At 67.2% G+C, this 23839-nt stretch carries 25 protein-coding genes and 1 pseudogene; 9 read left to right on the top strand and 17 right to left on the bottom strand.

Features of this window, described 5'->3' with window-relative positions:
• Positions 1 to 29: 29 nt before the first annotated feature.
• The 4 genes and pseudogenes from G6N77_RS00795 to G6N77_RS20405 form a co-directional block, all read right to left on the bottom strand.
• Positions 30 to 1145, bottom strand: coding sequence for a hypothetical protein (locus tag G6N77_RS00795; RefSeq protein ID WP_165180088.1), 1116 nt, complete (start codon positions 1143 to 1145; stop codon positions 30 to 32).
• Complete coding sequence (locus G6N77_RS00800; RefSeq protein WP_165180089.1) at positions 1142 to 2380, bottom strand: tyrosine-type recombinase/integrase; 1239 nt, start codon at positions 2378 to 2380, stop codon at positions 1142 to 1144. Before G6N77_RS00800 ends, G6N77_RS00795 begins: the two co-directional genes overlap by 4 nt.
• 93 nt (positions 2381 to 2473) lie before the next feature.
• Entirely contained in the window at positions 2474 to 3091 is a 618-nt protein-coding gene (locus G6N77_RS00805; protein WP_165180090.1) for an ISAs1 family transposase, read from the bottom strand.
• Positions 3092 to 3240: 149 nt separating this feature from the next.
• Positions 3241 to 3420, bottom strand: a pseudogene (locus tag G6N77_RS20405) (transposase family protein); the annotation flags it as partial.
• A gap of 188 nt (positions 3421 to 3608) precedes the next feature.
• On the opposite strand from G6N77_RS20405, the gene G6N77_RS00815 reads away from it, so the two are divergent.
• Positions 3609 to 4265 (top strand): HAD family hydrolase, encoded by a 657-nt coding sequence (locus tag G6N77_RS00815; protein WP_165180092.1) that lies wholly within the window; start codon positions 3609 to 3611, stop codon positions 4263 to 4265.
• A gap of 104 nt (positions 4266 to 4369) precedes the next feature.
• On the opposite strand, the gene G6N77_RS00820 is transcribed toward G6N77_RS00815, so the two are convergent.
• The 3 genes from G6N77_RS00820 to G6N77_RS00830 are packed head-to-tail and all read right to left on the bottom strand — an operon-like array spanning position 4370 to position 5848.
• Entirely contained in the window at positions 4370 to 5041 is a 672-nt protein-coding gene (locus G6N77_RS00820) for a DUF1254 domain-containing protein (protein ID WP_165180093.1), read from the bottom strand.
• A complete protein-coding gene (locus tag G6N77_RS00825; protein WP_205677866.1) occupies positions 5038 to 5643 on the bottom strand; it encodes a DUF1214 domain-containing protein in 606 nt (201 codons plus the stop codon). Before G6N77_RS00825 ends, G6N77_RS00820 begins: the two co-directional genes overlap by 4 nt.
• A gap of 13 nt (positions 5644 to 5656) precedes the next feature.
• A complete protein-coding gene (locus G6N77_RS00830) occupies positions 5657 to 5848 on the bottom strand; it encodes a hypothetical protein (RefSeq protein ID WP_165180094.1) in 192 nt (63 codons plus the stop codon).
• Between the two features lie 51 nt (positions 5849 to 5899).
• On the opposite strand from G6N77_RS00830, the gene G6N77_RS00835 reads away from it, so the two are divergent.
• Entirely contained in the window at positions 5900 to 6250 is a 351-nt protein-coding gene (locus G6N77_RS00835; protein ID WP_165180095.1) for a GntR family transcriptional regulator, read from the top strand.
• Positions 6247 to 7224: a hypothetical protein gene (locus tag G6N77_RS00840; protein ID WP_165180096.1), complete on the top strand. Its 978-nt coding sequence runs from the start codon at positions 6247 to 6249 to the stop codon at positions 7222 to 7224. The genes G6N77_RS00835 and G6N77_RS00840 overlap by 4 nt, the downstream gene beginning before the upstream one ends.
• Positions 7225 to 7287: 63 nt before the next feature.
• Here the strand turns inward: G6N77_RS00840 and G6N77_RS00845 are convergent, their stop codons facing one another.
• From G6N77_RS00845 to dusB, 3 genes are all read right to left on the bottom strand, one after another.
• Entirely contained in the window at positions 7288 to 8562 is a 1275-nt protein-coding gene (locus G6N77_RS00845; protein ID WP_165180097.1) for a deoxyguanosinetriphosphate triphosphohydrolase, read from the bottom strand.
• A gap of 64 nt (positions 8563 to 8626) precedes the next feature.
• The gene (locus G6N77_RS00850; RefSeq protein ID WP_165180098.1) at positions 8627 to 8926 is read right to left on the bottom strand and encodes a hypothetical protein; all 300 of its coding nucleotides are present in this window, start codon (positions 8924 to 8926) and stop codon (positions 8627 to 8629) included.
• Between the two features lie 2 nt (positions 8927 to 8928).
• A complete protein-coding gene (dusB, locus tag G6N77_RS00855) occupies positions 8929 to 10110 on the bottom strand; it encodes a tRNA dihydrouridine synthase DusB (protein ID WP_165180099.1) in 1182 nt (393 codons plus the stop codon).
• 189 nt (positions 10111 to 10299) lie between these two features.
• Between dusB and G6N77_RS00860 the strand changes: the two genes are divergently transcribed.
• Positions 10300 to 10890: a TetR/AcrR family transcriptional regulator gene (locus G6N77_RS00860; RefSeq protein WP_165180100.1), complete on the top strand. Its 591-nt coding sequence runs from the start codon at positions 10300 to 10302 to the stop codon at positions 10888 to 10890.
• Positions 10891 to 10899: 9 nt separating this feature from the next.
• Here the strand turns inward: G6N77_RS00860 and G6N77_RS00865 are convergent, their stop codons facing one another.
• Positions 10900 to 11949, bottom strand: coding sequence for an alpha/beta hydrolase (locus G6N77_RS00865; RefSeq protein WP_165180101.1), 1050 nt, complete (start codon positions 11947 to 11949; stop codon positions 10900 to 10902).
• A 95-nt stretch (positions 11950 to 12044) separates the two neighbouring features.
• Here G6N77_RS00865 and G6N77_RS00870 point away from each other — a divergent pair, with 95 nt between their 5' ends.
• Both G6N77_RS00870 and G6N77_RS00875 read left to right on the top strand, forming a co-directional pair.
• Positions 12045 to 12911 carry an alpha/beta hydrolase gene (locus G6N77_RS00870; protein WP_165180102.1) on the top strand — a complete coding sequence of 289 codons (867 nt, stop codon included), beginning with the start codon at positions 12045 to 12047 and terminating at the stop codon, positions 12909 to 12911.
• Positions 12911 to 14320, top strand: coding sequence for an MFS transporter (locus G6N77_RS00875; protein WP_165180103.1), 1410 nt, complete (start codon positions 12911 to 12913; stop codon positions 14318 to 14320). Before G6N77_RS00870 ends, G6N77_RS00875 begins: the two co-directional genes overlap by 1 nt.
• Positions 14321 to 14476: 156 nt before the next feature.
• On the opposite strand, the gene mgtE is transcribed toward G6N77_RS00875, so the two are convergent.
• The 6 genes from mgtE to G6N77_RS00905 all read right to left on the bottom strand — a co-directional run bounded on the left by mgtE (position 14477) and on the right by G6N77_RS00905 (position 20508).
• A complete protein-coding gene (mgtE, locus tag G6N77_RS00880; protein WP_165180104.1) occupies positions 14477 to 15835 on the bottom strand; it encodes a magnesium transporter in 1359 nt (452 codons plus the stop codon).
• A 415-nt stretch (positions 15836 to 16250) separates the two neighbouring features.
• Positions 16251 to 16859, bottom strand: coding sequence for a response regulator transcription factor (locus G6N77_RS00885; protein WP_165180105.1), 609 nt, complete (start codon positions 16857 to 16859; stop codon positions 16251 to 16253).
• Positions 16856 to 18070 carry a sensor histidine kinase gene (locus G6N77_RS00890; RefSeq protein ID WP_165180106.1) on the bottom strand — a complete coding sequence of 405 codons (1215 nt, stop codon included), beginning with the start codon at positions 18068 to 18070 and terminating at the stop codon, positions 16856 to 16858. Before G6N77_RS00890 ends, G6N77_RS00885 begins: the two co-directional genes overlap by 4 nt.
• Before the next feature lie 47 nt (positions 18071 to 18117).
• On the bottom strand, positions 18118 to 18927 hold the full coding sequence (locus tag G6N77_RS00895) for an ABC transporter permease (protein WP_165180107.1): 810 nt from the start codon (positions 18925 to 18927) through the stop codon (positions 18118 to 18120).
• A 5-nt stretch (positions 18928 to 18932) separates the two neighbouring features.
• Positions 18933 to 19943, bottom strand: a complete 1011-nt coding sequence (locus G6N77_RS00900) for an ABC transporter ATP-binding protein (protein ID WP_165180108.1) — start codon at positions 19941 to 19943, stop codon at positions 18933 to 18935.
• Positions 19944 to 19965: 22 nt separating this feature from the next.
• Entirely contained in the window at positions 19966 to 20508 is a 543-nt protein-coding gene (locus G6N77_RS00905; protein WP_165180109.1) for a hypothetical protein, read from the bottom strand.
• A 180-nt stretch (positions 20509 to 20688) separates the two neighbouring features.
• Here G6N77_RS00905 and G6N77_RS00910 point away from each other — a divergent pair, with 180 nt between their 5' ends.
• The 3 genes from G6N77_RS00910 to G6N77_RS00920 are packed head-to-tail and all read left to right on the top strand — an operon-like array spanning position 20689 to position 23822.
• The gene (locus tag G6N77_RS00910) at positions 20689 to 21909 is read left to right on the top strand and encodes a type III polyketide synthase (protein ID WP_165180110.1); all 1221 of its coding nucleotides are present in this window, start codon (positions 20689 to 20691) and stop codon (positions 21907 to 21909) included.
• Positions 21910 to 21913: 4 nt separating this feature from the next.
• Positions 21914 to 22615, top strand: coding sequence for a class I SAM-dependent methyltransferase (locus G6N77_RS00915; protein ID WP_165180111.1), 702 nt, complete (start codon positions 21914 to 21916; stop codon positions 22613 to 22615).
• Positions 22608 to 23822, top strand: coding sequence for an FAD-dependent oxidoreductase (locus G6N77_RS00920; RefSeq protein ID WP_240901562.1), 1215 nt, complete (start codon positions 22608 to 22610; stop codon positions 23820 to 23822). Before G6N77_RS00915 ends, G6N77_RS00920 begins: the two co-directional genes overlap by 8 nt.
• The last annotated feature ends 17 nt before the right edge of the window (positions 23823 to 23839 follow it).

A 23839-nucleotide genomic window follows, 5' to 3' on the forward strand; every position in this document is an offset into this window, starting at 1 on the left:
CCTGGCGCTGGCGCGTTTCCTTCCGGTAACTAATGCGTATCGGACTGGCTAATGGGGCAGGGAGCAGCCCATTGTGCCCACCGGGCAGGGTCCTCCAACGACCATTGATGAATATCAAGGTAGAACGAGCGCACAGCCAGGAGGATGGCGTGGTAGTTCAGCCGGGGCTGGCCATTGGGCAGGGTCCGGAGCCGCTGTTTCCATTCGGCGGCAATGGGTCCGGGAAGGCTCAGTGAACAGATTCCCGGATGGTGCTCTTCCAGATCCATCCAGAAAAGACCGGCAAGCATCTGTGATTGGTTGATCAGTGAAGCGTAGTCAAGCATGGCGCATCGTTCCGTGAGGTAGTGCACCAACATGTCGCGAAAAGCTCGATCAACGATCGGGAATCTATCGACGAGCTCAGTCGGGGTGCGTTGGCCGACGTGGTGGTACTGAACCAACGTAGGCGGGCAGTCGGGCATCGCTCCCTGGGCATGCAGCACCTGGTAAGCCAATGCCAACGCCCCGTTATTGCGCCCGCTGGACTTTCGGGCCTCAGCATAATCGGCGATGTCCTTGATATCGAGGTCCAGCAAATCCTTTCCAGTCACCATCGCCATGCACGCCAGCAGGTTCAAGGTGGTGGCGCTATATTCAGTGCTGCCGCCGCGTTCGCTCAGATGAACAGCAATTCGTGTGAACGTCTCGGACTGGTTATGGCGTCGGTAGGCATCATAAACGCCCAGCAAGCGACTGCTAAAGAGCCAGTTGTACGACGGGCGGACCACCCGCAGCGCCAGCAACACGCCGAGTCCGGTTGTCAACGGCAAACGCTGAGCCGCTGAGCTACCGACCGGCCCCCACGATGACCAGCCGGCATCGGAAACACTCAAGAGCCACCGGTCCTGCCAATCCTGGCCGGGAAAGGTTTCCAGCCACGACAACACCTTTTCCACTGCCTCCCGCTGGCGCTGGATTTGCCCGGAGTCAGGATCCACAAACAGTGTCTGGGCCAGCAACACCAATTCGCCAGCTGCCATGCCTGCCCTGTCCGGTGCCGGCGGCGGGCCTTCGGCTGGAGTCAACCCTGCGATGGCACTGATGGCAGGATCATATCCCTGCCCGCTCAACGGTGTGCGGGCGACCCATCCGTTGCGGCTCATTTGTTGTTCCCGAAGAGATCTGCCAGATCGTCAGGGTCATAGGCCCAGCCAGTCCGTGCCCCGGCGACATGACGTGGGCGCCCGTAATGCTCCGCCACCTTGGCAATGACTTCGTCCGGGCGCGGACGCAAATACCCGGTGGTCGTGGTGATCCAGCGGTGGCGCATGACATGCTGGACATCGACCAGGCTGAGGCCCGGATCCTCAACGAGTCGAATGGCCAGGGTGTGCCGCAGGTCGTGAACGCTTACGGTGGCGCCGATCTTCTCATTGATCCGGTTCAAAATGGCCCGCAAAGCTGTATATGTCAATGGGCGCAGCGGATGCCGGCGAGTCCACCACAGCGGCTCTCCGGGTCCGGGACGCAGGCCCTCCACCTGCGCCATCTCGCCCAGGTAGAGCGTCAGCCAGGCGAACGCTTCCGGGGACGCCGGGCAGGGCTCCTTGACGCCCCCGAGTCCCTTGCTGCGCACATAGATGCGCCCCTGACCAGGCCGGACATCATCCACCGTCATCGCCAAAAGTTCCGCAGCACGTGCCCCACTGGATAGGAACATCGAAAACAAAGCCCGGTCACGATGGCAACTCAATGAGGAAAACAGGTCTTCCACCACGTCATCGGGCACGGCCCGAGGTTCACGCTCGGGTTCCTTTTGCCGATAGCGTCCGCGGGAATGGGCGGCGAAGGGCTCAAGGGGATTATGGTGGGCACCAATATGGCCCCCAGCGCGGGTCGGGCCCGGAACCGGTGAGATCACAGGCCCCTGCCCGGTTTCCAGATGAAAATCATAAAAGCAGGCAATCACCGAAATCGCATGATTGATCGTTGCCGGCGCGTATCCAGCGGATAAGGCGGCTTTGCCGGTGCGCCGGTTTACTGATCCCGCCGCGGCGGAATTTTCACGGTGCCGATCGCGGGCGGGATTGTGTGCTGTTTTCAGCCACAACACGAAGTCACGGACCTCCAACGATGTGGCACGATGCCACGGCACTTCGACGGCCGCCAAAAACCTCGACCAACGCAGGAGGTCATAGGCATACGAACGACACGATGCCGCGGAATTGCCACAAGCCAGCAGGTCCCTCAGGAACTCCTCCACCGGTGCCACCCGAAGACCAGTTTCCGTCAGCACCGCCCACGGCAGCGTCGCGTCATCAGTTGCCGAAACCGTGCCGGCGCGAATGACGACCAACCCGTCAATCCGACTACCGCCAAGCTTCTCATTCTGTTTCACAGCTACTCCGTTCATAGGAAGTGCCCATGAATGAAGCATCAACCCGGAGACAGGACCCGCATCGGAGGACACGCTGGTAGTGCGGTCAACGTATCAGTGGAGGCCGTTTTCAATTCCCCAGTGCCCGCGGATCAGGGACGCTATGAGTTCCGGTTTTCCTTGTCCCGGCGCCAGTGACGTGACGATGTGAACGGTCTCTGTCGACCACTTCCGGGTACCCAGCGGCCGGGAACTGCGGGTGATTTGTGCGGCCTGGGCTGCGTGGGGGAACTTGATCCCCGCAGCCAGGCTCACGCACTTGACGGTCCGCTCGATCTCGCGGCCGTTGGCCGTGTCACGGGTCTTGTGCCCGACGCGGACGCGGTTCCAAGGCAAGGCGCGCAACTGGTCATGGAGCTTGGGCTGGTTCGCCTTCACCGTGAACACATACTCGGCTCCCCGGGAGTGAAGGTACTCGGCATGCTCACGCTGGGTATGCAACGCATCGGCGGATATCACCACGCCCTCCAGATTGTTCATCCCCTCCAGGAGTGGCTTGAAGTAGGTGATCTCGTTGTGCTTCTCGGACACGTTCGCCTGTACGAGGACGGCCCCGGTGGTGTGGTCGATGCCGGCCAACAGGTGGACCCTCGTGCCGCCGCCGTTCTTCGCTCCCCGGACTTCCTCCCGTCGATGGCGATGGCCGCCACCGGTGCCAAGGACTGTGCCCATGCCCTGGCCAGCCGGTCGAGGGCGTCAGCATCCAGGATGCTGACGCACCCTGGCCAGCGTAGTTGCGTGCGGGGCACCAATGCCCAGGGCGGCGAGCTGGTCCCGGGCCGTGTCGGCCGCCCGTTCGGGCATCTCCACCAACGATGTCGCCCGGCCAGCACCGAGCAGACCATGATGACAAGCAAGTGTGCGAACCGGTGCCGAACCCCGCGCCGTTTCCTTGGATCAGGCAAACCGGACAACCTCACAAGAACTCTGCCCGGGTCGATCTCCACCGGCCCGGCCGGGGGGAAATCGTCAATGAACACAGCAAGATGGGATGATGGCATGCGAGAACTCCTGGCAATCCAGCGGCTTAGACACCATCTGGATTAACAGGGGTTCTCACTTTTTAAAAGCCACGGCACGGTTCGTCTCACGTATTAAGACGCCGCACCCTCACAAAAGACTTTGCAGACGCCCTGCCCATATGGGAGTCGGTCAGATAGATTTGTCGCCAACAGTTCAGGGTGAAAAGATGCTGCTTCTTGTGGATTTGGACAACACTTTGGTCGACAGGGCCTCCGCTTTCAATTCCTGGTCCGTCGATTTCGTTCGGCTGCTCAGGAGACCCGATTCTGAGGCGGCATGGCTGATCGAGTCTGACCGCGACGGCTATGAACCTCGGGATTCCCTGGCCCGCGCCATCAAGGAACGCTTCAGACTAGACACGGCAGTCGAGGATCTCGTGGACCGCCTCCTCTACGAACATGTGGACTCCATGACCATGGAGGACTGCACCAAGAAGGCGCTCAAGAATGCCAAAGAGCATGGCTGGAAAATAGCCATTGTCACCAACGGAACAACGACTCAACAGACTCTCAAAATCCAAAGAGTCGGGCTAGAGCCGTATGTGGATGCTGTCGTGATCTCCGAAGCAGAACGAGTCAAAAAGCCAGATTCCAAGATTTTCCAGATTGCAGCCCAGCGACTGAATTCAGAACTCACCGGAGGTTGGATGGTAGGTGATCATCCAACCGCTGATATCGCTGGTGGCCAAGCGGCAGGTCTAGAAACTGGATGGGTTTCACGCGGCATGGAATGGCCCAAGCAAGTACGTTCCCCCACGCTAATGGCAGCGACTGCTGCCGAAGTAATAGATAACGTTGTCCACCGGAGCGCGCTGGCCAGCTGATGTTAGCTCGGCATCCCGGTAAGGGTTCCCCCTGCGGGACACCGAAAGTGACCGGTTCCGGCAAGCTCAATGAGTGACGAAGCCCTTCGCGGTGGTCCGTCTGGCTAACGATCGCGCTCGAGTTTTAGTGGTGTGAGCTGGATCTGCTTCGCGAGGGCGTATGCCGCGGGCCGGTCATTTTCGTTGGCAACGTACACCCGTCCGATGAGCAGTGCGGCGTGGTGCGGCACGTCGATTCGGCTCATACCCACCGGGGTTTCGCCGGCCCATTTGGGTTCGCAGAGGAGGAAGTCGCCGGCAGCCGACCCGGTGGTGCGTTTGCCCACATAGGCGAAGTTGGCTCCGCTGGTTGGGTCGGTGAACTGCACGCTGCAGAAGCGGCCGTCCATCGTGGGCATGTGCAGCACCAGCGGTCCGTCCTTCACGTCAAGCCAACCCCCCAGGTAGAGGAGATCATCGGTGCCGGTCGCGATCACACTGCCGGACGACGCGGATTGGGACGGGCTCTCCGGCACGGCATAGATCGTGTTCACGGGGATCGGGCCGCCGCCCAATCCACGCCCCGAGAATATCCTTTTGAAGCCGCCGACCGTGATTCGGGGCCAGAAGTAGATAAACACGAACGCTCCGATCACCCAATCAATCGCAGCCGTCACGGCGAGCGGGATGATCGCTCCCAAACCGCCATCGGCGACTCGTCGGTAGATGACCCATGCGAAGATCGCCAAGATGACGATGATGACCGGAGTGGCGTATTTCAGGATCAGGCGATTCATGGCCGCACCCGGGCGACTGGCGGAACCTGGTAGTCGCCATTGACTACGGCGGAGGCGGGCAGGTAGGCGCGGAGCATGAGCTTGAACCGGCCGGGCGGTGTTGCCACCCAGTTCCCTGGGGCACCGGGGGGCTGATGCGGCTGCATCAGAATGTCGACCGAGCCGTCGGCGTTGGCCACCAGACCAGAGTGGCTGTCCACGCTCGACCGGCCCGTTGCGGTGCCGACCATGTAGCCGACGGTGTCCGTTGCGGTGAGTGACCAGAAGGCGTCATTCGGCGGGAGCCGGCCCGCCGGAAAGTGAAGCCGATAGGCGTTCTCGCCGCTGAAACGAGCCCCCGTGTCGTCGCTGGTTGCCGTCCAATAGGCGGCTTCCTCGAAAACGTTGACAACGGGCAAGGCCTTCTGCAGTGCCGCCCGCACGAGCAATCCGTTGCCTGGGTGGCCCGCCTTGCGGATCGCGCTCCAGCCGTTGACGGTAGTCGTCTCCGTCTTTGCCACGGCGTTCAAGAGCAGGACCGTGGTCAGGTACGCGAAAGTCAGTCCCATGATCACGCCCTGCACGACGCCGGAACCCGCCACCCAAGAAAAGAAGCCGCTCACGATGACACCCGCATCACAGAACCCCGCTTCTGAACAGCGCAACAAAGGTGACGATCGCGGCAACGATGAGCCCGGTTATGAGCCAGCCCTGCCATGAATCGGGGTGCCAGCCCGGGCCGGACGTGTTCGGCTTGAACCACCGCTTGGGCGTCTTGCCGGTCCGCGGTTGGGCACCGGTCGGTGGTATTTGCTCATCCTTGGACATGCGTTCTCTCCTGCCGAGGGCAAATAGTGCTAATAGAACTAGAATAACTCTATGTTCGTACTCATCGATCCGGCAACGGCCACTCCCGTGTTCGCGCAGATTGCCGAGTCGATCGCCACCCAGATCGCGACGGGGACGATCGCCACCGGCGAGCGCCTGCCGGCGGCCAAAGTGCTGGCCGAGTCAATCGGCGTCAACTTTCACACGGTCTTGCGCGCCTACCAGGAGCTGCGCAACGACGGTCAGATCGAACTTCGACGAGGCCGCGGCGCCGTGGTCATCGGTGCACCAACAGCAAACGGGGTCCGCGTCGCCGTGGCTCGGGCGGCTGCCGAAGCGAAGTCCGCGGGCATCCCGATCGGGACCCTGCTGGCGCTCGTCCGGAAGGAATACGAGTCATGAGCGGCCGCATCGTTGACCACCGGGCCGCCCGGCGAGCCGCACTCATCGCGACGATCTGGGTACCACTTGCGATCGTCGTTGCCGCAGAAATTGTCATAGTCGGCGTGGGTGCCACCGGCAGCCCGCAGCTCATCACCCACTGGGGCGCAGGTTCCGACCGCACAGGGCCGTGGTGGACCTACGCGATCCTCGTCGCGGCGATTGGCTTCCCAGTGATCGCATTCATCGGCTTCTTCATGGTCCGTGCGACACGAATGGCGGGGATGAACGCCTGGATGCCGGCCATCGCGATGGGAATTACAGTTTTCCACGCGATCGGCATGGGCGTTGGTTCGGTCGTACTCAACGCCTCGCCACTCGCACCGGCGCTTCCCCTCGCCGGCGGCGCCATTCTCGCGGCCGCCGCAGGGTTACTCACCTGGTGGCTGCTTCCGCGCGAGGCCCTGACAGCGGAAAGCGCTCAGGCGGTTGACGCGCTCCCGGTACGATCCAGCGAGGTCGCAGGCTGGACGGGGAGGGTTGAGCTCCCGGCCTGGTTCATGGCGCTCATCGCCGCCGCAGCCGCGGTGCTGATCGTGCTCGGTGTGTCCCTGCTGTTGACCGTTGGTCCTCGCCTGTGGCCGATCTTCCTCTCGCCGCTCCTTCTGCTGCTCGTTCTGCTCGACACGGCGCATGTCGTCGTCACCGCCGGCCCGCACGGATTCATCGTCCGATCCGCCATCGGCTGGCCACGGCTCCACATTCCCCCGGCGAGCCTCGCGAAGGCAGCCGTTGTTGCGGTCGACCCGCTGGCCGACTTTGGCGGCTGGGGCTTCCGATGGGTGATCGGCCCCAGCCGAAAGGGGCGCTGGGGTTTCGTAACCCGCCGGGGCCCTGGCCTCGAAGTCTTCCGCCGCGACGGCCGTTCAATCGTCGTCACGGTCGACGACCCAGGCACCGCCGCCGCCGTCCTCGAAAGCTATGCAACGAAGTAGCGTTCCAGGACCGCTGAGAACGAGGGAACCCTCGTGCAGGACATGCGCTAGCGGACCCCCGCTCTACAGCAGCGTGCGTTCCATCCCCACCAGTCGCTCGTGGAGGGCCAGCGCCGACACATCCGTAAGGGACGCGATCTGGTCGATGACAACCCTAAGCCGGGCGTCGTCGTCGTCCGCGTCCCGCCAGTCCGCGGCGAACATGGTCTCCAGGTGGGCGTCCCCGGTGGCGTTGAGCACCGCGACCAGCTCGCTGAGGATGTCCTGCTGGCGCTGGTAGATGGGCTGGCGGTGGTCGGTGGTCATGACAAAGGTGGTGGCCAGGCCCTTCATGACCGCGATTTCATAGGCGGTTTCAACAGGAACGACGACGTCGGCAGCGTAGCGGGTGAGCCGTTCGGGGCCGTAGATTTCCCTGGTCGCGGCGACGGCGCTCTGGCAGAACCGGCCGATCAGCTGGCTGGTCATGTCCTTCAGGGCTGCCATCGAGGCACGACTGCCGTCCGCGTGGCGGACCCAGACATCCGCCGATTCCAGCCGGGTGAGCGCTGCATCGATCTCTGCCGTGTCCACGGACGGGAGGTACCACTGCTGCGTGTAGCCCAGCACCCGGTTGCGCTGGTCCGAGTTGGCCAGCCACTTCAGCTGCACATGGCCGGCCACGATGGCGTCCTCCACGTCGTGGACGGAATAGGAAATGTCGTCGGCCAGGTCCATGACCTGCGCCTCGACGCAGGTTTTTCCGGCCGGGGCGTTGCTGCGCAGCCACTCAAAAACGGGGAGGTCGTCGGTGTAGGCGCCAAACTTGCTGGTGCGGCGCCCGTCGATCAGCGGCGCGTCGGCGGCCAGCCACGGGTATTTTGAGGAGGCATCGAGGGAGGCGCGGGTCAGGTTCAAGCCGGCCGAGCCGCCGTCGGGCGTCATGACCTTGGATTCCAGGCGGGTCAGCAGGCGCAGCGTCTGGGCGTTTCCCTCGAAGCCGCCAATGTCGTGGGACAGGTCATTGAGCACGGACTCGCCGTTGTGGCCGAAGGGCGGGTGGCCGAGGTCGTGGGCCAGGCAGGCGGTGTCCACCACGTCCGGGTCGCAGCCCAGCGTGCGGCCCAGTTCCCGGCCGATCTGTGCCACTTCCAGGCTGTGCGTGAGGCGGGTGCGGACAAAGTCGTCAGTGTCCGGGGCCACCACCTGGGTCTTGGCGCCGAGCCGCCGCAGCGCCGAGGAGTGCAGCACGCGTGCACGGTCGCGCTCAAAAACGGTCCGGAAGCTGCTCTTGTGGGCCTCCTGGACCCAGCGCTCCACGTCGGTGGAGGAGTACTCTGGCTGCGCTGAGGTAGACATATCCCTTAGTTTAGGGCCATCGCGGCGGCCCAATGGTCCGGCGCCACCCGGACGCCCGCTCCGCCTACGGCAGGTGCCGGTTGATCCAGCGCAGCGCGGGCCCCACTGCGGGGAGCCGGTGCCAATTGCGCGCCATGACACCCTGCCGGCCGCGGTTCACGGCCTGGGCACCCCAGTGGGCGAGGCCCCCGCGGCCCTCGGCCGCACGGACCCGGGCCCGCTGCCGCAGGGAAATGGTGCAGTTCAGGCACACTCCGGCCTCCGGCCTGCTGCCGAGCCGGATGATTCCCGACTCGGGGAAGGTCCGCCCGCAACACCAGCACATTTGCTGCTCCGGCCCGCTGCCGGTATCCGCCGCTGTCATCACTATCCTCCGGAGACGTCGAGCTCGGCGCCCGCCAGGTCCACCTGCTGGCTGCCGCTGAGCGTGCGCTCGTTCAGCCAGCCGTCCGGCAGTGCCGTGCGTTTCGGGGTGCCGGCGCGCCCGCGGGGGCCTTCGGCGTCGGCCCCGGGGTAGGGCGAGTCCATGTCGAGCTGGTCCAGCAGGCCGCGCAGGACTTCCAGGGTGGGGACCGCGGCAAGCTGGGCGCGCAGTTCGCCGCCCACCACATAGCCCTTGAAGTACCAGGCCATGTGCTTGCGGATGTCGCGCAGGGCCTTGTTTTCGTCGTCGAAGGTGTCAACGAGCAGTTCGGCGTGGCGGTAGACGGCGGCAGCCACCTCGGCCAGCCCCGGCTTGTGCCGCTTGTCGCTGCCTTCGAAGGCGGCCATCAAGTCGCCAAAGAGCCATGGGCGGCCCTGGCAGCCGCGGCCCACCACCACGCCGTCGACGCCGGTCTGGCGCACCATGGCGATGGCGTCCTCGGCGCTCCAGATGTCCCCGTTGCCCAGGACCGGGATGTCCGGCAGGGCCTCGCGGAGGCGGGCGATGGCATCCCAGTCGGCGTGCCCTGAGTAGAACTGGCTGGCGGTGCGGCCATGGAGGGCCACGGCGGCCACGCCTGCATCGCGGGCAATGCGGCCGGCCTCAAGGTAGGTCAGGTGGTCGTCATCAATGCCCTTGCGCATTTTGATGGTCAGCGGGAGCCCGCCCTTGCCCGCTTCCTTCACGGCCGTGTTCACGATTGCCGTGAACAGGTCCAGCTTCCACGGCAGGGCCGCTCCCCCGCCACGCCTGGTCACCTTGGCCACGGGGCAGCCGAAGTTCAGGTCAATGTGGTCGGCATGGTCTTCCTCGACCAGCATCCGCACGGCGCGGCCCACTGTTTCCGGATCGACGCCGTACAGCTGCACCGAGCGGATTTTCTCGTCGTCGTCGTGGCTAATCAGCCGCATGGACTCCGGCGTCCGCTCCACCAGCGCCCGCGAGGTGACCATTTCAGAGACGAACACGCCGCCCCCGTGTTCGCGGCACAGCCGGCGGAACGCCGTATTCGTGATGCCTGCCATGGGTGCCAGCACCACGGGCGTGTCCACGGTAATGTTGCCAAGTTTCAGGGGCGGGAGGTCCAACTTGGTGTCGCTGGAGGGGAAGTCTGTAACAGTCACGCTCCAATTCTCTCAAATCGGTCCAAATTAAGCGTCCGTGGGCTGGGGGCCGCGCCCTCCGCCCGGGTTGCAGCCCAAGCGGTCCGTTGCGCACCGGTGGAATAGACTCACGCTGGTGGACCACCACGCCACGCGCACAGCCACACCACGCCCCACCACGCCCACAGACCTGCACCAAAGGACGCACCCATGCCACGCATTTCAGCCACCAAACAGGCCATCCTTGCCGCTGCACTGGAGCTGGGCGCGCTGCACGGGATCTCCGGCACCACCATGGACGAGGTGGCCGAGCGCGCCGGCGTGGCCAAGGGCAGCGTCTACTACAACTTCTCCTCCAAGGACCAGCTGTTCGGCGAGCTGATCACTTCCGGGGTCAGCACCTTGGCGGAAACCCTGCGCGGGGCCCGCCTGTCCGCCAGCGGTTTCGCCTCCATTGAGGCCATGGTGACGCAGATGCTGGCCCTCATCGCCGACAACCGCGCCCTCGCCAAGCTGATGGCAGCGGAAATCTTCCGCACTGACCGGGCCTGGCAGGAGTCGATGGCCGCCCTGCGCCGCGAGGCACTGTCTGAAATCGAGGCCGCGCTGGAGCCGCTGACCCCGGCAGGAACCCCGGAGGGTTCGCGCCGCCTCATGGCCGGCGGCATCTTTGGCGCCACCCTGATGGGCGGCCTGGAATGGCTGCTGTTCAGCCCTGGCACGCCGGTTGCCGAGGTCGCCGCGGCCATTGTCTTCACCTTTTCCGGAAAGCTCGACGCCGGGTCCCCGGCTTCCGCCTGAGCCTCGCCGTCAGGCGGCGCCGCGGACATGTGCGGCGAGCAGCTCCGCGAACTTTTCCGGCTGCTCCAGGGAGGGTGCGTGGCCGGCTCCGGCAAACACGTCTTCGGAGTAGCGGCCCCCGTTGGCGGCGTAGCGCTCCAGGACGGCCCGGGTCTGGGCCAGCATCTGCTGGGCGGGTGCCACATCCGCGCCAGGCCAGCCGGGGATCACGCCGGCCTGGCCCAGGAAGTTCAGGTCGAAGGCGGAGGAATCGGAGACGATGGCGTCTGCATCGCCGCGCACCCACAGGATGGGCGGCTTGACGGCGAGCGCAACAATTCCCGAGACGTCAAAATGGCCCGGCGCCATGGTGTTGAGCACCCCGCGGGTGCCGGCGGCAAAGCCCGGCCAGTTCGCCGATGCCACGGAATCCCCCGGGTAGTTGTCCTCGCCCGTCGCGGTGGTGAGCATTGATTCGACCCAGGTGTCCTCGTCATCGGAGGCGAAGCCGGGCGAAACATAGGAGCTTTTGTAGACGGCCCACGGCCCGAGGGCGTTCTCTCGGCTGGTGTCGCCCGCCTGGAGAGCGGACACGAAGCCCGGGTTGGCCCCTCCACCCCCAGTGCCGGCGTCGTCCTCGGTGAGGCGGGTGCCGTCCAGGCGCGTCCCGCCAAAGCCATAAGGCGATACCGGCGCCTGCAGCGTGATGCTGGCGGCGGGGTGGTCCAGGGCGTATTGCAGCGCGACGCCGCCGCCCATGCTCCAGCCCACCACGTGAACGGGGCCCAGCCCGAGCTCGCGCACCACGGCGTGGACGTCGTCGCTGAAGTCCCGCACACCGCGGGTGGCATCGACAGGGGCCCTCTCGCTGTCGCCAAAGCCGCGGAGGTCCACGGCGTAGGCGGCGATGTCCTCCGGCAGGGCCAGCATGGCCGGCTGCCAGAACAGGGAGGAAGAGACGTTGCCGTGGATGAATACGGCGGCGGGGCCGTCCGTGCGCTGCCCGGTGCGGGTGAGCACGTTGGCGGCCAGGCGGCCGGTGTGGATGGTGGTGGCGGTGATGCCGTCAAAGAGTGGCACTGCGGGACCCCTTTTCACGCTGCTGGTGACTGCTTGTGATATGCCCCACTTTAGGGCAGATTGGAAGAAGCGGCCCGGCGCGGGAAAGGTGCACCATGACGTACAGGCTCTCCAGTGTGCCCGGCTCGCTGGCCTTCGGCGAATGGGGTGATCCCGGCGCCCCCGCCGTGCTGGCCGTCCACGGCATCACCGCCAACCACCTGGCCTGGGCCGCCGTCGCCCGGGCCCTGCCGGAGTTCCACGTCATTGCCCCGGACCTGCGCGGGCGCGGGGGCAGCCGCGGGCTCGGCGGGCCGTATGGCATGGAGGCCCACGCGGCCGACCTCGCCGCCCTGCTGGACCATGTGGGCGTGGCGACTGCTGCCGTCGTCGGCCATTCCATGGGCGCCTTCGCCGCCCTGGTCTTCGGGCTGCGGCACCCCGGCCGGACGGCCGCCACCGTGCTGGTCGACGGCGGCCTGCCGTTGGTGCTGCCGCCCGGGCTCACCGTCAATGACACGTTGGGGCCTGCGGCGCAGCGGCTCACGATGGAGTTTGCGGACCGTGCCGCCTACCGCCAGCTGTGGAAGGGCCACCCCGCCCTCGCCGGCGCCTGGAACGGGGACATTGAGGCATATGTGGACTACGACCTGGTGGGCGAACCGCCGCGGCTGCACTCCAGCGCCAGCTACGAGTCCATGGCACTGGACTCGGCGGACCTTTTTGGCATGGACGCCATCGAGGCGGCCCTGTCGGCCCTGCCTGCGGGGACGCCGTTGCTGACCGCCCCGCGCGGGCTGCTGGATGCGGATCCCCTCTACTCGGCAGAGGCACTGGCGGCGTGGCGTGCCCGGTTGCCGGGCCTTGCCGTGTCCGAGGTGCCGGACGTCAACCACTACACCATCGTGATGGGCGGGCGTGGTGCGGCCGCTGTTGCCGCGGCGGTCAAGACGGCGGTGACCGCGGGCCGGACCGGCTCCTGATGTCCGCTGCGGCCGGGGTCGGGTTCCGTTCCGAACGCGGCCCGGTGCTGATCTCGCTCATGGTCAGCATGGCGCTCGTGGCACTCGATGCGACCGTGCTGGCCACGGCGGTGCCGTCCATCGTGGACAGCCTGGGCGGATTCTCCTCCTTCCCGTGGCTGTTTTCCGTCTACCTCCTCGCCCAGGCGGTGACTGTGCCTGTCTACGCCAAGCTTTCCGACACCCTGGGCCGCAAGCCAGTGATGCTGGCCGGGATCAGCATCTTTCTGGCGGGCTCGGTCTTGGCCGGGCTGGCCTGGAGCATGCCGGTGCTGATCGCATGCCGACTCATCCAGGGCCTCGGTGCGGGGGCCATCCAGCCGGCCACCGCCACCATTGCCGGGGACATTTACACGGTCGAAGAACGCGCCCGGGCCCAAGGCTACCTTTCCGGGGTGTGGGCGGTGGCCGCCGTGCTGGGCCCGGCCCTTGGCGGACTGTTTTCCCAGTTCGCCTCGTGGCGTTGGATCTTCTTCGTCAATGTCCCCATCTGCATTGTGGCCATGTTGCTGCTGGCCAGGTCCTACCACGAAAACGTGGAACGCCGCCGCGTCCACATTGACTACCCCGGGGCGGTGCTGCTGGCCGGCGGCATGTCGCTGCTCATCCTGGCCGTGCTTGAGGGCGGGCAGGCCTGGGGCTGGGACTCGCCGCCCAGCATTGGCGGCTTCACCATCGGGGCAGCCTGCATCGCCGGCTTCGTGGTGGTTGAGCGGAGGACGGCGGACCCCGTTCTTCCGCTCTGGGTCCTCTCCCGCAGGCTGCTGCTGACCACGACACTGGTCTCGCTGGGCGTGGGTGCCGTGCTGATCGGGCTGAGCTCCTACGTCCCGACGTTTCTGGAGGGATCGATCGGCACGGTGCCCTTGCTGGCGGGGCTGGCCGTGGCGGCCCAGTCGATCGGGTGGCCCATCGCCTCCAGCTTCTCCGGCCGCGTCTACATGCGCCACGGCTTCCGCAGCACGTCGATGCTTGGCATGGCCGTCATCGTGGCCGGTGCGCTGGCCCTGGTCATTGCCTCAGCCCGGCCAAACGTGTGGGTGGTGGCGTGCTGCTGCCTGCTCATTGGCGCCGGCCTCGGCTTTGCCTCCACCCCGGCCATCGTGGCCGCTCAATCATCCGTGGGCTGGGGCCAGCGCGGCGTGGTGACGGGCTCAAACATGCTGGCCCGGGCCATCGGCAGCTCCGTGGGCGTGGCAATCTTTGGGGCGGTGGCCAATTCCATCGTGGCGTCCACGGGACTGGGCCCCACCGATCCCGCCACCATCATCGCCTCCGCCCGCGGCGTGTTCCTGGCCGTGCTGGCCTGTGGAATCCTGGGGCTGGCCGCTGCCGCCGCCATGCCCCGCTCCGTCGCCGTCGTGCCCTGAGCAAAGGCACGACGAAGGCGACACCTGCTCGCCGGTTCAGCGCCCCTCCGGCCACTCCGCTGCCGCATGATGAGGGAGGGTCGCAGGAATCCCCGCGAGACATGAGGGAGGGTCGGTGGGGAGGGCGCAAAAGGTGAGGGAGGGTCGGTGCGGGGGTCAGAGGCCGAGGATGCTGGTGGCGATGAGGAAGTAGATCACCAGCCCGGTGGCGTCCACAAACGTGGAAATGAACGGGTTGGAGAACACTGCCGGATCGGCCTTGACTGCCTTGCCCAGCAGCGGCATGAGTCCGCCGATGCTGGCCGCCATGGTGCACACGCCCAGCAGCGTCAGCCCAATGACCAGGCCGATGGGCACCGTGAACGCGATGGAGGCAATCGCGAACCCAAGGGCGCCCAGGAGCAGGCCCAGGAAGGCCCCCACGCGCACTTCACGGGCAAAGACCTTGAACACGTCGCGGGGGCGCACGTCCCCCAGCGCCAGCGCACGGGTGATGGTGGTGGCGGCCTGGTTGCCCGTGTTGCCGCCGGTGCCGATCAGCAGCGGGATGAACAGGGAGAGGACCACCTGCTGTTCCAGCGTGGCCTCAAACGCGCCAATGACCTGGACGGTCAGCGTGGCGCCCAGGGCCAGCACCAGCAGCCACACCACTCGGGCCCGGACAATGCTGCCGACAGGGGTGGCCAGGTATGGGCGGCGGAGCGGCTCGGTGCCTCCGGAGCGCGCCGCGTCCTCGCTTTCCGCCTCTTCCAGGATCACCAGTGCGTCGTCTACCGTGAGGATCCCGACCAGGCGGTCCTCGGCGTCGACAATGGGCAGCACCAGCACCTTGGCATCGGCGCAGTACCGCGCGGCGTGCTCCGCGTCCAAGGTGGCCGGCACGCTCATCGGCGTCTTCATGATGTCGGCAACCAGCTGCGACTCTTCAGCCCGGAGCACGTCACGCAGGGACACGACCCCCACCAGGTGGCGGCCGCCGTCGGTCACTGGAATCGTGTAGACGCTCTCTGCGTCGTCGAGGTGGGCGCGGACGCGGGCGAACGTTTCCCGCACCGTCAGCATGGGATGGGTCGTGACGAATTCCGGGCTCATGAATCGGCCCACGGAACGCTGCGGATAACCCAGGACGGTGCTGGTGAGCGCGCGCTCCCTTTCATCCAGACCGGAGATGAGGCGGTGCGCCACGGAGGCCGGCAGCTCATCGAGCAGGGCCACGCGGTCATCCGGGCTCAGTTGCGCAAAAACCTCGGCAACGTCTGCTTCCTGCAGGCCGGAAACGAGGTCGGCCCGCAGTGCCGCGTCGAGGCGTTCAAAGACCTCCAGCGCCCGGTCCTTGGACAGGGTACGGTAGGCCAGGGCCCGCTGGATGGTGCTCAGGCGTTCCAGCTGCTCCAGCGTTTCAGCCAGGTCCAGGGCCTGCAGCACGCGGGAAACGCCGGCAACATCATTGGCTCCCAGGGCCCTGCCCAGGAGCTCGGCGCTGGCGTCAAAGGTCTGCGTTGGGGACTTGATCATGGTCCGGTTCCCTCCGGTGGGGGGCACACGCCGGCCTGCCGCGGCGGTAGCCGGGGTGGCGGTAGCCGTAGTGGCTGCAGTCGCGGTGGCTGCAAAGGCGGTGTGCAAAAGGGGTGGGTGGTCTGGTGCGCGCAGCCGCGCAGCCCACCGTGACGGGCAAATCTGCCGTCAGCTGGCGTCCCCTGGGTACAGGTGTGGCTCGCGCGGGGCGGTAGTTCGACTAGGTCCGTCGTCCATGCGTGCCTCCCACCTCCATCCATTCCGGGCCCGTCGACCGTGTCCGCGACAAAGGTTTTGCTGCAATGGTCCGCTGCGACCAGGGGATAAGTTGCAAGCGGTTGCGGCACAGGAGGGCGTCCCCCCATCCTAGGCCGGGGCGCCTGTGAACCACCAATCACGGCGGGTTCCGCAGAGGTCAGAGCAGCCAGCCGTTTTCCTGCGCAATGTGCACTGCTTCCGCACGGGTCCGGGCGCCCGTCTTGCCCATGGCGCTGGAAAGATAGTTGCGCACCGTCCCTTCGGTCAGAAAGGTGGCCGCGGCAATGTCCTCCACCGTTCCGCCGCCGCCTGCCGCCCGGAGCACGTCGGTTTCCCGTTCCGTCAACGGGCTGTCGCCGGAGGTCATGCTCTCCACTGCCAGCGCCGGATCCACCACTCGCAGCCCTGCGGCGACCTTCCGCACCGCGTCCGCCAGCTGCCTTGCCGGGGTGTCCTTGACCACGAACCCGCTGGCCCCTGCCTGCATGGCACGGCGCAGGTACCCCGGCCGGCCAAAGGTGGTGACCATCAGCACGCGGCAGTCCGGCGCGTCGAGGCGCAGCTTGGCCGCTGCGGCAATCCCGTCCAGCCCCGGCATTTCCACGTCCAGCAGTGCCACGTCGGCCCGGTGAAGGACGACGGCGGCGCCCACCTCATCCCCCCGGCCCACCTCTGCGACCACCTCGATGTCCGCTTCCAGGCCCAGGAGCGCGGCCAGCGCGCCCCGGACCAGGGCCTGGTCGTCAGCTATCACCAGCCGGATCACAGGCTCAGCCTCAGCCGGAAGCCGCCCAGGGCGGAGCGGCCCAACTCAAGCGTGGCGCCGGCCGCGGCAGCCCGCTCCGCCAGGCCGTTGAGTCCGCTGCCGGCGGGGCGGCCGTCTCCGGCCACCCGCCCGTCCCCTGCCGGGGCGGCACCCAAGGTGCCGGGTTCCGCGGAGGGGCCGGCGCCGTCGTCGTCAATCTGGAGGAAGCGCGCGGACAGGGTGACCCTGCAGCAGCTGGCGCCGGCATGCCTGATGACGTTGGTGATGCCTTCGCGGAGGGCCCAGCCAAAGAGTTCGCGTGAGGTGGCGGGCACGGAATCGGCGGCCCCGGGCAGTTCGGCCTCGATCCCGGCCGCGGCCAGCGCGGTGCGGGCACTGGCCAGCTCGGTGAGGACGTTGACGCCGCGGTACCCGCCCACGGTGGCGCGCACATCCTCCAGGGCGCCGCGGGCCAGGTCTTCAAGGTCGGCAATTTCCGCTGCGGCCTTGTCGGGGGCGGTGGGCAGCAGCCGCCCGGCCAGTTCAGCCTTGACGGCGATGACAGTCAGGGAGTGCCCCAGGATGTCGTGCATGTCCCGGGCCACGCGGCTGCGTTCCTCCCGGACGGCCAGCGCGGCCAGTTCATGCTGGGTCTGGCGCAGTTCCCGGATGGTGGCCAGCTGCCGGGAGAAGGCCATCATCATCAGGCCCAGTGAGCCGATGGTGGCCGCCTGGGAGAAGGCATTGGCAGGCTCCGCGCCGGCCGCTGCATTGATGGCGAAGGATCCCCCCGACAAGGCGATAATGGCGGCCAAGGCAAGGGTGCGGGGGTGGCCCTGGCTGCCGACGAACACCGACACGAACGTCCACAGCCACGTGGTGCCGACCGCAGCGTCCGGGTAGGCGAAAAATGCCACGCTGATGCCGAAGAAGCCCAGGGCGAGGAAGGCCTTGAACCGTTGGCTGCGGTACCACCCCATGGGCGGCCCCACCATGAAAACGGCCACGAACACCAGCATGTGGACCCAGAGCAGGGCGTTGACCCAAGGGTTGCGCTCCCCGGCCGCGGCGCCCCAACCGCTGCTGAGCAGCAGGATCAGGCCGGAGATGCCCGCGGCAATGAACCAGCGGCGGGGCCCGCGCCCGGCCGCCAGCTCCCGGATGGAGGGGACGTGGTCCGTGGCAGGGAACCAGCCCGATTCCCCGGGTCCGTTGCTTGCCATTGATGCCATAAGGCCCACTGTATGCTTTCCCGGCCGGGGCGGGGCTGCTCCCGCACTCACACCCGCTGGGTGTCGCGGCGGAAGGCGAGTGCGGCGCCGATCCCGAAGACGGCCAGCCAGAGGATGACATTGCCCACGGCGAGCCAGTTGAAGGCATCCCCTGTCAGCGGGGACCGGGCAATTTCACCGAGCCCGTAGGTGGGGGTCCACACGCCGATGTCCTGCAGGGGCTTGGCCATGGTGTCCAGGGGCTGGAACAGGCCGCCGAAGAAGGCCAGGAATGCCAGCGCCGGGCCCATGAACTGCATGACGTTTTCGCTGGGGACGAGGTAGCCCACCATCAGGCCCATGGCGGTGAAGACGAGGGATCCCAGCCACGCGGCAGTCCCGGCCACAATCCACACGTGCAGGGGCAGCCGCACGCCGATGGCCAGGCCCGTGGCAAAGGTGGCCAGCACGGCCAGCAGGCCGATGGAAAGCCCGCCGAGGATTTTTACGAAGATGTTCGCCACGGGATGCAGCGGGGTGAGGCGCAGCTGCCGGCTCCAGCCGAGCTGGCGTTCAATGGCCACGGCCCCGCCGGCTGAGGTGGAGGCCATCATGGCTCCATAGACGGCCATGGAAATCATGATGAACGCGACCACGGACGGTGCGCCCTGGGCCACGGTGCGGCCGGTTTCGATGGACGTGTCCCGGAATTGCAGCCCAAAGGCCAGGAACATGACGATGGGAAAGGCGACGGTAAAGAACAGGGTGCGGCGGTTGCGGAAGCGCCGCTTGATCTCGATGCCGAGCAGGGTGGGGTTGAGGCCGCCGAAGGGCGGGACGTTGCGGGCGTGCCCTGTTGCGGGCAGTGCTGTGGTCATGGCGGTTACTTTCCTTTGCTTTCTGTCCCTGTTATTTCGGCTGCGGCGTCCGCGTCCCCGGTGAGGGCCACGAAGGCGTCCTCAAGGTTGTGGGAGGTGATTTCAAGGTCGACGGCGTTCGTGGAGTTGAGCAGGTACCTCGCCACGGCGTCGGAATCCTTGGTGCGGATGGCCAGCCTTTCGCCTTGGACTTGCACCGAGTCCACGCCTGGCAGGGCGGCGAGCGCGGCTGCGTCTGCATTGTCCGCCGTGGCGAGCACGGTGCGTCCTGAGGCGAGGTTCTTGATTTCAGCCGCCGTCCCGTCCGCCACGATCTTCCCGCGGCGCACCAGCACAATCCTGTCCGCGTAGGCATCCGCCTCCTCCAGGTAGTGGGTGGCAAAGATGACGGTGCGGCCCCGTGCGGTGTCGGCACGGATGGCCTGCCAAAAGTCCCGCCGCCCCTCCACGTCCATGCCGGTGGTGGGCTCGTCCAGGATCAGCAGGCCCGGATCGGAGAGCAGGGCCATGGCGAAGCGCAGCCGCTGCTGCTGGCCGCCCGAGCACTTTTCCACCCGCCGGCCCGCGACGTCGAGGATGCCCGCGCGGTCCAGGACTTCGTCCACGGGCTGGTGCTGGGCAAAGAGCGACGCCGTGAGGGCTGCCGTTTCACGCACCGTGAGGTCCTTCAGGAGCCCGCCGGTTTGCATGACGGCGCTGACCAGGCCGTGGGCGATGGCTGCCCGGGGCGCCATGCCGAAGATGGCGAGGCTGCCGGCGTCGGGCTTGGAAAGGCCCAGCAGCATGTCGATGGTGGTGGTTTTGCCCGCGCCGTTGGGGCCAAGGAACGCCACCACCTCGCCCGGGCGGATCTGCAGGTCGATGCCGTTGACGGCGTGGACGGTCTTCGAGTGGGTTCCGAAGGACTTGTGCAAACCTGTGGCGTCCACGGCGAGCGGGCCGGTGGGATCGGGCGCAGCGCCCCGTGGCAGGGTGCTGCCCTGTCGGTTGTGCGCCTGCGTGGCGGGAACGGTCATGGTGAGTCTCCTTCAGGATCGGTCAATGATGGATGCGTGCGGCCGGCTGGGCGGCGGACGTCAGGGCGGCCGTAGCGGCTGGCGCGGCGGCCCGGGCCCGGGACAGCGTGCCGAAGCGCTGGGCCGCCAGTGCAATGCTGAGGTAGAGCATGATGGAGGTGGTCCCGAGGGCCTGTGCTCCAGCCCGCTCGGCGGCCGGGGCCAGGAAAACCCCCACCTGGTCCAGGCCCAGGTGGATGGCGAGGCCCGCGATCCACAGTGCCACGGTGGTCCAGTTGCCCTGCCGGAGCAGCGTGCCGCCGTCGCGCCAGACGCGGATCAGGCTGCCCCTCCACCAGCCGACGGCGGCAGCCGAGACGAGTCCGGCGCCCATGGCCAGGTACGCGGCCGCCGGAATCGCGGCATGCCCCGCCACGGCCGCAATCTGGCCGATGCCCACCACGCCCAGCACCAGCATGAGCAGGTAGGGCCGGTTTTCCCGGACGGGCCGGACACTGAGTTGGCGGTAGAGAATCCATGCCAATGCTGCCGCCGCCAGGGCAAGGTATGGGAGTTGCTGGGTCATGATGCGCTGCCTCTTGCTGTGTTGGGTTCGGCCCGACGGGGCCATTGGAATAATTCTTCCGGCCGAAGGCCAGGGAGCCCCCACACGGCTGTCACGGGCTCCCCATGACATTTGTCATGACCGCCCGCCGTCGGGGAGGCAGGCATTGTGTTCTTCACCCGCAGCGCCTAAGAATGGACCATGACGGTCACGTTGAGGTCCCTGGAAACCGCAGTCCCGCCCACCATCCTGCTCCAGCCTGAAGCCCGCGACGTGTTTGCCGCCCAGCCCGGCCTGACCCGGCTGGGCCAGCGGCTGGTGCGGACCTGCTTTGACTCGGCCGCCATCGACACCCGGCACACGGCCGTCGCCGAAATGTCGCTGGATTACCAGGGGGACGGCGCGCCCGTGTTCTTCGACGCCGGCCAAGGACTCCTGCTCACCCCCAGTACCAGGGAGCGCAACGAGCTGTTCACCGTGGAGGCCACCGCGTTGTTCATCGAGGCCGCATCCCGGGCCGTGGAAAAGTGCGACGGCGTGTCCCCGGCCGATGTCACGCATGTCATCACCGTCTCCTGCACAGGCTTTTTCAACCCGGGGCCGGATTACAAGATCGTCCGTGCGCTGGGTCTTGACGCTTCGGTGCAGCGCTACCACCTCGGGTTCATGGGATGCTACGCGGCATTCCCGGCCCTGCGGGCGGCCAAGGCGTTTTGCGAGGCGGATCCCCGTGCCGTGGTGCTGGTGGTGTCGGCCGAACTGTGTTCCCTGCACGTGCGGACCTCCAACAACCCGGACACCATCATGGGCTCGTCGCTGTTTGCCGACGGGGCGGCGGCCGCCGTCGTGACGGCACGCGAGCTTCCGGCCACACGGCCGGTGGTGGTGCTGGACCACTTTGAGACCGTGCTTACGCCGGTGGGTGAGGATTCCATGGCGTGGAACATTGGCGACCAGGGTTTTGAGATGGTCCTGGACAGTTACGTGCCGCGCATCATTGATGAGCACATTGTGGGGGCGCTGGAACCCCTGCTGGCCCATGAGCCCGGCCTGGCGGCCTTGCCGTACAGCGAGATCCGGCACTGGGCCATCCATCCCGGCGGGCGCAGCATCCTGGACAAGGTGGAGGCCAAGCTGCAGCTCACCCCCGATCAGCTGGTGCCCTCGCGGGAAACGTTGCGCAACTACGGCAACATGAGCAGCGCCACCGTGATGTTCGTCCTCAAGCACATCCTGGACCAGGCCGCCACCGCCGAGTCGGAAAGCATCTGCGCCATGGCCTTTGGCCCGGGGCTTACGGTGGAAACGGGGCTGTTCACCAAGGTGTCCCCCGGGCTGGGCGCCGAGACAGCCAGCGCGGCGGCTGGCGCGGCGGCTGGCGCGGCGGCTGGCGCGGCGGCCCGCAGCGCCGCCCGGGCCTGACGCCTTGCGCTTCCTGTCGGAGCGGGACCCGGACGCCGTGGAGGAAATGGACCGGCCGGACTGCGACCCTGTCCGGCTGGCACGCACCTACGCACAGTTCAAGCTGGTCAATGCTGTGGTGTCCGGCTGGCACGGCGTGTACCGGCACCGGATCCGCCCACTCCTGTCCCCCGATGCGCCCACCACGATCCTGGACATTGGCTGCGGCGGCGGGGACATCGCCCGGAAGCTGGCCGGATGGGCGGAACGCGATGCGCTGCTGCTCGAGGTCACAGCGATCGACCCGGACCAGCGTGCCCTGGACTTTGCCACAGCGCAGCCAGGCACCGGGGTCACGTACCGAAAGGCGTACAGCTCCGGGCTGGTCCGCGAAGGGGCCACCTTTGACCTGGTGATTTCCAACCACATGCTCCACCACCTCTCGCCCGCCGAACTCCAGGGCCTGCTGGCAGATTCCGAAATGCTGGCCCGGCGGGCCGCAATCCACTGCGATATTGCCCGCAGCCCCGCCGCGTACGCCCTGTTTTGGGCCGGGACGCTGCCATTCTTCCCGGGATCGTTCATCCGCCGCGACGGCCTCGCCTCCATTCGGCGCAGCTACACGGGCGCCGAGTTGCTCGCCGCCGCCCGGCCTGGCTGGGACGTGCAGCCCGAACGCCCGTACCGCAACCTGCTGACCTTCCGTCCCGGCGGCGCTCATGGCTGACGCCCGGGGCCCTGCGGGAGCTGCCATGGCCGACGTCGCCATTGTCGGAGCAGGGCCCGTGGGCCTGTACCTGGGGATTCTGCTGCTTCAGCAGGGCCTGGACGTGACCATCCTGGAACAGCGCAGCAGCCCGAGTCCGCATTCCCGCGCCATCGGGATCCACCCGCCGGCGCTCTCCGCACTCCGGGAGGCCGGCGTGGCGGGGGCGCTGACGGCCGAGGGCCTGCCCATCCGCAACGGCATTGCGCGGAGCCGGGGACGCCTGGTCCAGGGAGTGTCCTTCGCCGCGGCGTCGCCGTCGAGCCCGTTCATCCTGACCCTCAAGCAGGCCCGCACGGAGGCCATTCTCGAGGCGCGTCTCCGCAGCCTGGCCCCCGGCGCCCTCCGGCGCGGTGTCCGGGTCGATTCCGTGCACGACGCCGGAAGTCACGTCACGCTGCACACCTCGCCTTCCGCCGGGGCGGGAGAGGCGGGTGGCAGCCATGCGGTTGGCAGCGGTGCGGGTGACTGCGGAGTCACGCGGGCCCGGCTGGCGGTGGGGGCCGACGGCGCGCACTCCACCGTCCGCCGGGAACTGGGCATCCCCACCAGGGGCCGCGACTACCCCGACACGTACCTCATGGGCGACTTCCCCGACTCGGGCGCGGACGGCGCCACGGCCGTACTTTATTTGGAGCCGGCAGGAATTGTGGAGTCCTTCCCGCTGCCGGGCGGGCTGCGCCGGTGGGTGGTGCACACGGATGTTCTCCTTGACGGCGCCACCGCGGACTGCCTGGCCGGGCATGTGTTCCGGCGGACGGGCGTTGCCGTGGATCCGGGCGCCAATAGCATGCTCAGTGCGTTTGGTGTGCGGTCCCGGCTGGCCGTTCGGCTGGTGCAGGGCAGGGTGGTGCTGGTGGGCGACGCCGCGCACCAGATCAGCCCCATCGGGGGCCAGGGCATGAACCTGGGCTGGCTGGACGCTGCTGCCCTCGCGCCGATCATGGCGGCTGCCCTGGCCGGCCGGCCCACGGGCCGCCTGTTGGAAAGGTACCAGCAGGGCAGGATGGCCGCTGCGCGGCGGGCCTCGCGCCTGGCGGGACTGAACATGGCGCTGGGACGCCCCCAGCCGGCGTCGTTCCTGTCAGTGCGCAACGCGGCCGTGGCCTGGGCTCTGCGGAATCCCGGGCTGAACAACGCCGTGGCCCGCCGTTTCACCATGCAGTAGGCGGCGGGGCTTCGGCT

The organism is Arthrobacter silviterrae (genome assembly GCF_011045165.1).
Lineage (GTDB): Bacteria > Actinomycetota > Actinomycetes > Actinomycetales > Micrococcaceae > Specibacter > Specibacter silviterrae.